The following is a 2,393-nucleotide window of genomic DNA, read 5'->3' as shown; positions in this document are numbered from 1 at the left end:
GGGCCGGTGCGAGTTCTCCGCCCGATTGTTCAAGTACCGACTGCTGCGATGCCGGACTTCGAGTGGGAGCTCGCGCCGAGCGCCCCCGTAGCTCTTCAGCCCGTCGGTGACCAGCCGACGGGGCTTGTACTTGAGGCCTGCAAGCAGGCGATTGAAGAACCGACCACAGGTCATCAACTTGCCAATGCCCGCGCACGGCATGAGCGCGACAGCGACCTCCCCCGCCATCCTTCGCACGGACAGCCCGGCGCGCCGCGCACTCCGGCGCTTCCTGCGGCACCGCCTGGCGGTGGTGGGATTGGTCGTCGTCCTCGCCTTCATCCTCGCGGCGCTTCTGGCGCCGTGGATCGCCCCTTATGACCCGATCGCCACCTCCTGGCCCCGCATCCGCAAGCCACCCTCGGAGCTATACCTCTTCGGCACGGACGAGAACGGGCGCGACGTGCTGTCCCGCGTGCTCTGGGGAGCGCGGGCCTCGCTGATGGCCGGCGGCCTTTCGGTCACGGCCGCGCTGCTGCTGGGTGTGCCCTTTGGCCTGCTCGCCGGGCTGAGCGGCGGCTGGGTGGATACGGTCATCTCCCGTGTCACGGACGCGATGCTTTCCGTGCCCTTCCTCATCCTGGCCATCGCGCTCGCCGCCTTCCTCGGTCCGGCGCTGGAGAACGCGATGCTCGCCATCGTCATCTCGGCCAGCCCCATCTTCGTCCGCCTCGCGCGCGGCATGGCTCTGGAGGCGAAGACAACGGAATGGGTGGAGGCCGCGCGCTCGCTCGGCAACCCGCCCTGGCGCATCGCCCTCGTCCATGTCCTGCCTAACATCGTACCGCCCCTGCTCGTGCAGGCCACGCTCGCGATCGCCGAGGCCATCATCGCGGAGGCCTCGCTCTCCTTCCTGAGCCTTGGTCAGCAGCCGCCCAATCCGTCCTGGGGTTCCATGCTGAATGCCGCGCAGCGCTTCCTGACCCAGGCTCCCTGGATGGCGGTCTATCCCGGCGCCGCGATCTTCCTTGTCGTGCTCGCGTTCAATTTGCTTGGAGACGGTCTGCGCGACGCGCTCGATCCTCGTGGTAGAGGCCGGTGAACGAGGCGGAATAGCTCTCGTCCTGCCCCGGCGGAATCTTTCTTTTCCATGGTGCGTCGCCGCGGGGTAGGTGGTGGCTGGTTATGAACGCGGATCGGTGTGCCGCATCGGACCATGTCGGGAAGGCAGGTCTGACGGCTGGCCTCCCGGTCGACCAATGGTCGGGCTTGGACGATGTGCGTTCCTGCCATCGTAGGACGGCGGGTGCCGCCTGCTTCAACAGGTGTGGCGACTGGTGGACCCGCTCCGCGAGAACAGGCTGCACGTTGTCAGCCCAACCGGGCGCGCAACCGCGGGATGATCTCCTGCCCGAATAGCCGGAGGAAGCGCGCCTGGTCTGGGCCCGGCGCGTGGAAGACGAGGTGGTTGAAGCCGAGGGCCGCGTAGGCCCCGATCCGCTCCACCATCTCCTCAGGGTCTGAGGAGGCGATCTAGCAGCTGGCAGCGCGCTCGAGGGGGAGGGAGGCAGCGAGCCGCTCCATTTCCAGTGGATCCTCTACGGACAGCTTCTCCTCCTGGCTCAGCGCGAGCGCGGCCCAGTGGCGCGTGTCCTCCAGCGCGCGTCCGGCATCCGCGTCGAAGGAGGCCTTCATCTCGATCATGCGCTCGTAGCCGGTGCCGTCCTTACCCGCGGCCTCCAGCCCGGCGGCGATATTTGGCAGCAGGGTCTCGGTATAGAGGCTTTCGGCCTTTCCCGCGGTGCAGATGAAGCCATCCCCAGCACGACCGGCGCATTTCGCGACCATCGCACCGGCGGCGGCGCCGAAGATGGAAGCAGGCGTTACCGGGCGGTCGTAAAGCGTCGTATTCTCGGTGCGATAGAACTCGCCACGGAAGGAGACGCGGTCCTCCGTCCACAGTTGGCGCATGAGCTGGATGGCCTCGCGAAAGCGGGCGAAGCGCTCGTTGAAGGCAGGCCACTCCATGCCAATGGAGGGCACCTCGTTCAGGGACTCACCGGTGCCGGCGCCGAGCGACCTTGGTGCATGGGTCGTGCGCCTGGGTATCATCCGGTCGGCTGGCGTGAGGGCTAACCCTCGATGGTTAAGGAGGCGCCCGCCATACCGTACAAGGCCAATGCCGACCGCCGGCACCGCATCCTGAAGCAGCGGCACCGGGTGACGAACTGGCCCTCCTACGAGGCAGGTCTGCGCGCCCGCGGCAGCCTCACCGTGTGGTTCACGGAGGAGGCGATCGAGGCGTAGGGCGCAGAGCCCCGCACCGGCCGTGGTGGTCAGCCCCGCTACTCCGCCTTGGCGATCACCACGGCGCTGACCCTGCGGGCGGTGTTCCGCCTGGCGCTGCGCCAGAC

At 67.9% G+C, this 2,393-nt stretch carries 4 protein-coding genes and 1 pseudogene; 2 read left to right on the top strand and 3 right to left on the bottom strand.

From position 1 onward, the window contains the following. A partial coding sequence (locus BO39_RS34840) for a DDE-type integrase/transposase/recombinase (RefSeq protein WP_169742903.1) occupies positions 1–174 on the bottom strand: 174 nt, incomplete at its 3' end. Positions 175–199: 25 nt separating this feature from the next. Here BO39_RS34840 and BO39_RS29225 point away from each other — a divergent pair. After that, complete coding sequence (locus BO39_RS29225) at positions 200–1,081, top strand: ABC transporter permease (protein WP_052403037.1); 882 nt, start codon at positions 200–202, stop codon at positions 1,079–1,081. Positions 1,082–1,350: 269 nt separating this feature from the next. Here the strand turns inward: BO39_RS29225 and BO39_RS34175 are convergent, their stop codons facing one another. Together BO39_RS34175 and BO39_RS29220 are read right to left on the bottom strand one after the other, a co-directional pair. Next, a complete protein-coding gene (locus tag BO39_RS34175; RefSeq protein WP_211257616.1) occupies positions 1,351–1,488 on the bottom strand; it encodes a hypothetical protein in 138 nt (45 codons plus the stop codon). Between the two features lie 24 nt (positions 1,489–1,512). Further along, a complete protein-coding gene (locus BO39_RS29220; RefSeq protein WP_211257615.1) occupies positions 1,513–2,091 on the bottom strand; it encodes an LLM class flavin-dependent oxidoreductase in 579 nt (192 codons plus the stop codon). Positions 2,092–2,142: 51 nt separating this feature from the next. Between BO39_RS29220 and BO39_RS34835 the strand changes: the two are divergent. Next, positions 2,143–2,393 (top strand): annotated as a pseudogene (locus tag BO39_RS34835) (transposase); the annotation flags it as partial.

The sequence above is a fragment of the Roseomonas aerilata DSM 19363 genome (assembly GCF_000711725.1).
Classification (GTDB): domain Bacteria; phylum Pseudomonadota; class Alphaproteobacteria; order Acetobacterales; family Acetobacteraceae; genus Roseomonas; species Roseomonas aerilata.
The sequence above is the reverse complement of the archived record's forward strand: the minus strand, read 5'-3'. Positions and strand labels throughout refer to the sequence as shown.